At 59.2% G+C, this 6,386-nt stretch carries 8 protein-coding genes; 4 read left to right on the top strand and 4 right to left on the bottom strand.

Features of this window, described 5'->3' with window-relative positions:
• Positions 1-427: 427 nt before the first annotated feature.
• The gene (locus tag LQ215_RS29160) at positions 428-784 is read left to right on the top strand and encodes a DUF6124 family protein (protein WP_230153697.1); all 357 of its coding nucleotides are present in this window, start codon (positions 428-430) and stop codon (positions 782-784) included.
• A 140-nt stretch (positions 785-924) separates the two neighbouring features.
• Here the strand turns inward: LQ215_RS29160 and LQ215_RS29155 are convergent, their stop codons facing one another.
• The 4 genes from LQ215_RS29155 to LQ215_RS29140 form a co-directional block, all read right to left on the bottom strand.
• Positions 925-2,007, bottom strand: coding sequence for a scabin-related ADP-ribosyltransferase (locus LQ215_RS29155; RefSeq protein ID WP_230153696.1), 1,083 nt, complete (start codon positions 2,005-2,007; stop codon positions 925-927).
• Between the two features lie 376 nt (positions 2,008-2,383).
• Positions 2,384-3,457: a scabin-related ADP-ribosyltransferase gene (locus LQ215_RS29150; RefSeq protein WP_230153695.1), complete on the bottom strand. Its 1,074-nt coding sequence runs from the start codon at positions 3,455-3,457 to the stop codon at positions 2,384-2,386.
• 240 nt (positions 3,458-3,697) lie between these two features.
• Entirely contained in the window at positions 3,698-4,204 is a 507-nt protein-coding gene (locus LQ215_RS29145; RefSeq protein ID WP_230153694.1) for a L,D-transpeptidase family protein, read from the bottom strand.
• A gap of 42 nt (positions 4,205-4,246) precedes the next feature.
• The gene (locus tag LQ215_RS29140; RefSeq protein ID WP_230153693.1) at positions 4,247-4,798 is read right to left on the bottom strand and encodes an NUDIX hydrolase; all 552 of its coding nucleotides are present in this window, start codon (positions 4,796-4,798) and stop codon (positions 4,247-4,249) included.
• Between the two features lie 145 nt (positions 4,799-4,943).
• On the opposite strand from LQ215_RS29140, the gene LQ215_RS29135 reads away from it, so the two are divergent.
• Genes LQ215_RS29135 through LQ215_RS29125 form a run of 3 tightly spaced genes read left to right on the top strand, consistent with a single transcriptional unit; the run spans position 4,944 to position 6,290 of the window.
• Positions 4,944-5,543, top strand: a complete 600-nt coding sequence (locus tag LQ215_RS29135; RefSeq protein ID WP_230153692.1) for a CoA pyrophosphatase — start codon at positions 4,944-4,946, stop codon at positions 5,541-5,543.
• A gap of 16 nt (positions 5,544-5,559) precedes the next feature.
• Entirely contained in the window at positions 5,560-6,084 is a 525-nt protein-coding gene (locus LQ215_RS29130) for a gamma carbonic anhydrase family protein (RefSeq protein WP_230153691.1), read from the top strand.
• Entirely contained in the window at positions 6,081-6,290 is a 210-nt protein-coding gene (locus LQ215_RS29125) for a DUF1289 domain-containing protein (RefSeq protein ID WP_230153690.1), read from the top strand. The genes LQ215_RS29130 and LQ215_RS29125 overlap by 4 nt, the downstream gene beginning before the upstream one ends.
• The last annotated feature ends 96 nt before the right edge of the window (positions 6,291-6,386 follow it).

Genomic DNA, 6,386 nt, shown 5'->3' with positions numbered 1-6,386 from the left:
ATGCCGGGTTAGCCGCGCTGGGCCATGGATGGCCCTTCGCGGCGGCCCACGGAGCAATGCCGGAGTGAGGGCACACCGAGCCTAAGCGAGGTGCCGAGTGGTGGGGCAGAAGCGTTTTGGTTACTTTTGCGCTTCTCAAAAGTGACCCGCCGTCAGGGCGGAACCCTAAGTGGCCGTTACCGCAGCAACGGATATGTACCCAATTCAATCCAAAAAAGCCTATCTAGAATTTTGTCTGAAACAAGTGGACGGTCTGTCAGACGCCCTGAAGTTTCCGACATGTTTTTAAGGTTGTCCCTAGGAAGCGGGGGCTCTAGCCTTTGGGGGTCGCTGCCAATTCAGCGACCGGGTTTGACCGTCCGAAAAATCAAGGGGCAACAGGCCCGGACGTTTTGTCCTGGGCTCCATTAGATAAAAGGAGCTTCCATTGAAAAACAATTCTGATACTCCCAAACCCGCCTCCACCTTCCCCTACGGCGACTACGCCCCCGACAAGCTGAAAGAAGCCGCCGACCGCGCGATGGACCATTACCTCAAACCCGACGGCAGCGAACCAGACCCCCAACCCTCGGTGCAGTTGTTCAGCGTATCGGACAACGTTGACACCGAAGCCCTGCTAGCCAACCTCAGCGAAACCCTGGCCTCGGCCAATGCGATGCTCAGTGACCTGGCGTTTGGCCTGGAAGGCTCGCGGCGGCATGTGGCGTTGGGGGTGGTGCAGATGATCGAGTTGGGAGCGCTGTTGGCAAACAAGGCTTTGGACCGGGTAGAGCTTCGGACTTGATGCAGTAAGTGCCGGCCTCATCGCGAGCAGGCTCGCTCCCACAGGATTTGTGGCATTCACAAAAACTGGTGGGAGCGAGCCTGCTCGCGAAAAATCAATGGTGCGGACATTGACCACTGTGGCTGGCATGAATTGGAAAACTATCGATGGCGGTTTTCGAGCCGGCAAGCTTCTTTCTCTATACCGATGCATTCGACCGGTTCACTCACGCCTTTTTCGAAACGACGTGCGTTCATCAACAAGCCTCCCTTGATGCCGCCGATAAATGCGAAGGTGCCTTCACGCGCGCCAGTGATACGTCCCGATAAATCCACCGTCACGCTGTTGGGCCTGACTTCATATACCCAGCCGCCGTTCAGTGCTTCCTGGGTTGCCCAGAGCTTTGCCTTGCCATAGTCCTCAAACGCCAGAATGGTTGATTCAGCGATGGCGTACTCCGGTTGGATTGCCAGTCTCAAATTCGCGGGCAACGAGTTACGGCCCCTTAACCCATGGGCCAGCGCATCCGCTCCCTGCACCGGGTGGATAAACGGAGAACTGACCGCCCAAAGGGATTTTCCGGGCGTTACCCAGGCCAGCCCCTCTGAGAATTCCGCCCGGTTCCAGTCGATGGGAACCGCAGCGATCTCCGACATCGTCTCGTGGCCGGTGGGTTCACGGTAGTTGGGGTTCATCACGCATTCGGCGTGATTGCCTCTGTTGCAGGCTTGCTTGATAAAGTGCCCTTTGATCCCGCCCGGGAAGCTGATTTCTTCATCACCGGGGAAAGGTCCACCCGATTGCACCTGATCGATGCCATGGGGGGCATTGAACTCGTAGACCCACTGAGTTGCGTAGTGGCGGGCCCAGATCGGATTGCGCGTTGTGCTGCTGAACACTGACCGTTCGGACGCGACCGCGTGGCTGTACCAGTCGTAGACCCATTCGTGCTCAGGGACACTCGCGGTTTTGGGCAACAGCCCGTCCTGGAAGGCAGTGAGGCCCTGACCTGTCGTATCTCCCCGATAGAGGGTTTCCATCTCGGTACGCCAGCGTAACCACGGCGTGGTTTTGCGGATATCCACGCTGGAATCCGCCGCAACCTGAAGCCAGGCGCTATACCAAGGCTCCTCTTTCCCAACTGCAGGCGCCACGGCCCCCCAGGCGTCGGCGCCCGGTTGCCACGCGCCCGCCAACACCACCACCGCGACCGCCGTGGCCTGTATGGAACTTATCCTGTTCATGAAAACTTGATGTCCTTGTCTGCAACGGTGACGCTCCGTCGATCCGATACGTGATGACCACGTATTTTCGACGAACACGTCTCACCTTGGATTCTGCAGGGAGAGCAATCCGAACCCCCTGCGTCGCCTATGAAGGTATCTCAACGCGGGGGTATTCCGGTTTTCGGTCTTGTAACAAGAAGCTGAGCGACACCGTTCCACACCTGGCGCAAGTCCACATCGCCCATGGCGATGCGGTCATTGATCCAATAAAACCCCTGGGGTGTGGGTTGAGGCTCGGAACTGATACATCCAGTACCGGCCTCATCGCGAGCAAACCCACAGTGATCGGCACAAGCCAGCGTCCAATGCCGGCCTGTACGGCGGTGTTGGTCAACTATTGATGGCGGTTTTCGAGGCGACAAGCTTCTTTTTCTATACCGATGCACTCAACCGGTTCACTCACGCCTTTTTCGAAACGGCGTGCGTTCATCAGTAAGCCTCCCTTGATACCGCCGATAAACGCGAAGGCGCCTTCACGTGCGCCTGTGGAGCGTCCTGACAGATCCACCGCTACGCTGCTAGGCCTGACTTCATATACCCAGCCGCCGTTTGATGCGACCTCGGTTGCCCAGAGCTTGGCTTCGCTGTAATCGCGAAATGCCACAACGATCGATTGAGCCAAGTGGTCCTCCTGATACATCGCGAATCTCAAATTAGGTGGCAATGTGTTCCAGCCCCGCAGCCCATTGGTAAGCGCATCTGCGCCCTGCACAGGGTTGATAGTCGTAGAACCGACCGCCCAGAGGGACTCCTTGGGTGTTACCCATGCCAGACCCTGCGCAGGCTCCACCCGGTTCCAGTCGATGGGAATCGCAGCGACCTCCGGCATCGTCTCCTGGCCGGTGGGTTCACGGTAGTTTGGGTTCGTCCTGCAAATGGCTAGATCGAGTTTGTTACAGGCTTTCTTGATAAAGTGCCCCTTGACCCCGCCCGGGTAGCTGATTTCCTCCTCTGCGGGGAAAGGCCCCCCTGATTGCACCTGATCGATTCCGTGGGGGGCTTTGAACTCGTACACCCACTCGCTGGCGTAGTGCTGGGCGATGAGCTGACTGCGCGTCGCGCTGCTGAACACCGACTTTGCCACCCCGCCCGCATGCCTGTACCAGTCGTACACCCATTCGTTCTCGGGGAAGCCCACGGCTTTGGGCAACAGCCCATCCTGGAAGGCACCGAGGCCCTGACCGGTCGTATCTCCCCGATAGAGCGTGTCCATGTCAGTACGCCAATGCAATGATGGCGTGGTTTTGTGAATATCCACGCTTGGATCCGCTGTAACCTGAAGCCAGGCTCTATACCACGGCTCCTCTTTTCCATCGGCCCCCCACGCATCTGCGCCCGGTTGCCACACACCTGCGAACACCACTGCTGCGACCGTAGTCACCCGTATGAAGTTGTTATGGATTGTCATGATTTTATTCCTTTCCTGGAACGGTGAAGCCCTGTCGAATCACATACGTCATGACTGCCTATGCTTCGACGTGACACGTCTCACTATGAGTTCTGCGGGGCAGAGCGAGCCAAGCCACCGCATCAGTTCTAAGGGTAGATCAAGGCTGGGGAGGGGATTGTGTTGCGGTTCCTGGGCTTGTAACAAAAGGTTGATCGACACCGTTCCCTTCGCCACAGGGAACTCATGTGTGGTCGGGGGTTACGGGCGAATCTCGATCATCGTCCCATCGGGCACCAGGTTCCAGACTTCACGCATGTCCACGTTGCGCATGGCGATGCAGCCATCGGTCCAGTCCAGCGTATGGAACAGCTGCTCAGGGTTCTCCTGCGAATCCGGCGTGCCGTGGATCATGATCATGCCCCCTGGCTCCACACCTTCGCGGCGGGCGCGGGCGGCGTCGCTGATGTTGGGGTAGGAAATGTGCATCGACAGGTAGAAGCGGTCGCTGGTCTTGCGCCAGTCCAGCCAATAAAAACCTTCGGGGGTGCGCTTGTCGCCCTCGATCAGCTTGGGGCCTTTTCTGGCGCCCTTGCCCAGGGAGATGCGATAGGTCTTGAGCGGCTTGCCGTCGTTGATCAATTGCAATTGATGGGCGGACTTGAGCACCAGCACTTTTTCGATGACCTTGCCGTTGTAGGTTCCCACGGCGGCGGCCTGGGACACAGCGGTGAACGACAAGCAGAACAGGACAAACAACCAGCGCATTGAAACGATATCCCTAGAGGTGTCGCAGCTATTATTGGATTTTCAAGTATTGGCTGGCTGGGCCAGCGGTGGGATCGATTCGGATCGCACGGGGTAATCCTCAGCCCGGCGGTCCGTGTAGAAATATTCCAGGGTGCGGCCCACCGTGCGGAAAGCCAGCTCGTCCCAGGGTATGTCTGCCTCTTCGAACAATTTCACCTCCAGGCTCTCGGGCCCGGCGGCAAAATCCTCATCCACCAGTTCGGCGCGAAAGAATACATGTACCTGGCTGATATGCGGTACGTCAATCAGCGTATAGATGCTCAAATTTCGCACCCGGGCGCAGGCTTCTTCGGCGGTTTCGCGCACGGCGGCCTGTTCGATGGTTTCGCCGTTTTCCATAAAGCCCGCCGGCAATGTCCAGTAACCGCGCCGCGGCTCGATGGCGCGTCGGCACAACAGGACTTTGCTGCCCCAGGTCGGTACGCAACCGGCCACGATATTGGGGTTCTGGTAATGGATGGTGTGGCAGGTGTCGCAAACGAAGCGCAGGCGCGAGTCGCCTTCGGGTATGCGCTGGGTCACCGGGTTACCGCACTGGCTGCAGAATTTCATGCTTGGGTTCCTGAATGCTGTGCCTATCTTGGCGGCGCGGGCCGGTGTCGGCAAGTTGTCGTTTCGCGACACGACGTGGTGCGGGGGTTGGGCCGCTTGAATGATTGGTGCATGATGCAAGGTAGCGAATAAATCGAGAAGTCTCATGCTGGACGAGCTACTGCATCGAGTAAGCAACCACACCCCGCACGATCTGCAGGCTGACCGACGTTTCCCTGAAGCCGCGGTGCTGGTGCCGATTACCCGCAGCGACGAACCGGAGCTGGTACTGACCCTGCGCGCCAGTGGGCTCTCGACCCATGGCGGCGAGGTGGCGTTCCCCGGCGGGCGCCGCGACCCGGAAGACCCGGACCTGATCTTCACCGCCCTGCGCGAAGCCGAGGAAGAAATCGGCCTGCCGCCCGGCCTGGTGGAAGTGATCGGCCCCCTCAGCCCGCTGATCTCGCTGCACGGCATCAAGGTCACGCCTTACGTCGGGGTGATTCCGGACTTTGTCGAATACCGGGCCAACGATGCCGAGATCGCAGCGGTATTTAGCGTGCCGCTGGAGTTTTTCCGCAAGGATCCGCGCGAACACACGCACCGGATCGATTACCAGGGCCGCAGTTGGTACGTGCCCAGCTATCGGTTTGGCGAATTCAAGATCTGGGGCCTGACGGCGATCATGGTCGTGGAGTTGGTCAACCTGCTGTACGACGCCGAAATCGACCTGCACAAACCGCCCAAGAGTTTCATCAATACCTGACGCCCCGAGGACTCTCATGAAATACCGCCTGGGCGATGCCCGTGTCGAAACCCACCCACAGAGCTGGGTCGCGCCCAACGCCACGCTGGTGGGCAAGGTCCGCCTCGAGGAGGGCGCCAATGTCTGGTTCAACGCCGTGCTGCGCGGTGACAACGAACTGATCCTGATCGGCAAGGACAGCAACGTGCAGGACGGCACGGTGATGCACACCGACATGGGCTATCCGCTGACCATCGGCACCGGCGTGACCATCGGCCACAACGCCATGCTCCATGGCTGTACGGTGGGCGACTACAGCCTCATCGGCATCAACGCGGTGATTCTCAACGGCGCGAAGATTGGCAAGAATTGCATCATCGGCGCCAACTCGCTGATCGGCGAGGGCAAGGAAATTCCCGATGGTTCGCTGGTAATGGGCTCGCCCGGCAAGGTGGTGCGTGAACTGACCGAGGCCCAGAAAAAAATGCTCGAGGCCAGCGCGGCGCACTATGTGCACAATGCCCAGCGCTACGCCCGCGACCTGGTCGAGCAGGAAGCATGAGCGCCCCTGAGCGCCCGGTTCCTTCGCCCTGCGTGAACATCTGTGCGCTGGACGATGACGACATCTGCACCGGTTGCCAGCGCACCGTGGCGGAGATCACCCGCTGGAGCCGGATGGACAACGACGAGCGGCGCAGTGTGTTGGCGCTGTGTCATGAACGGGCCAAGGCCAGTGGGTTGATGTGGATGTTGCCGGCAAGGCGGTGATGTCCACTTGTGAACACAAGACCCCTGTGGGAGCGAGCAAGCTCGCTCCCACAGGGGATCACGGTTTTTCCTTGATGCCCAACCACCGATCCACCC

The organism is Pseudomonas brassicacearum, assembly GCF_918698105.1.
GTDB classification, from domain to species: Bacteria; Pseudomonadota; Gammaproteobacteria; order Pseudomonadales; family Pseudomonadaceae; genus Aquipseudomonas; species Aquipseudomonas brassicacearum_F.
This window is presented reverse-complemented; position numbering and strand designations above follow the sequence as displayed.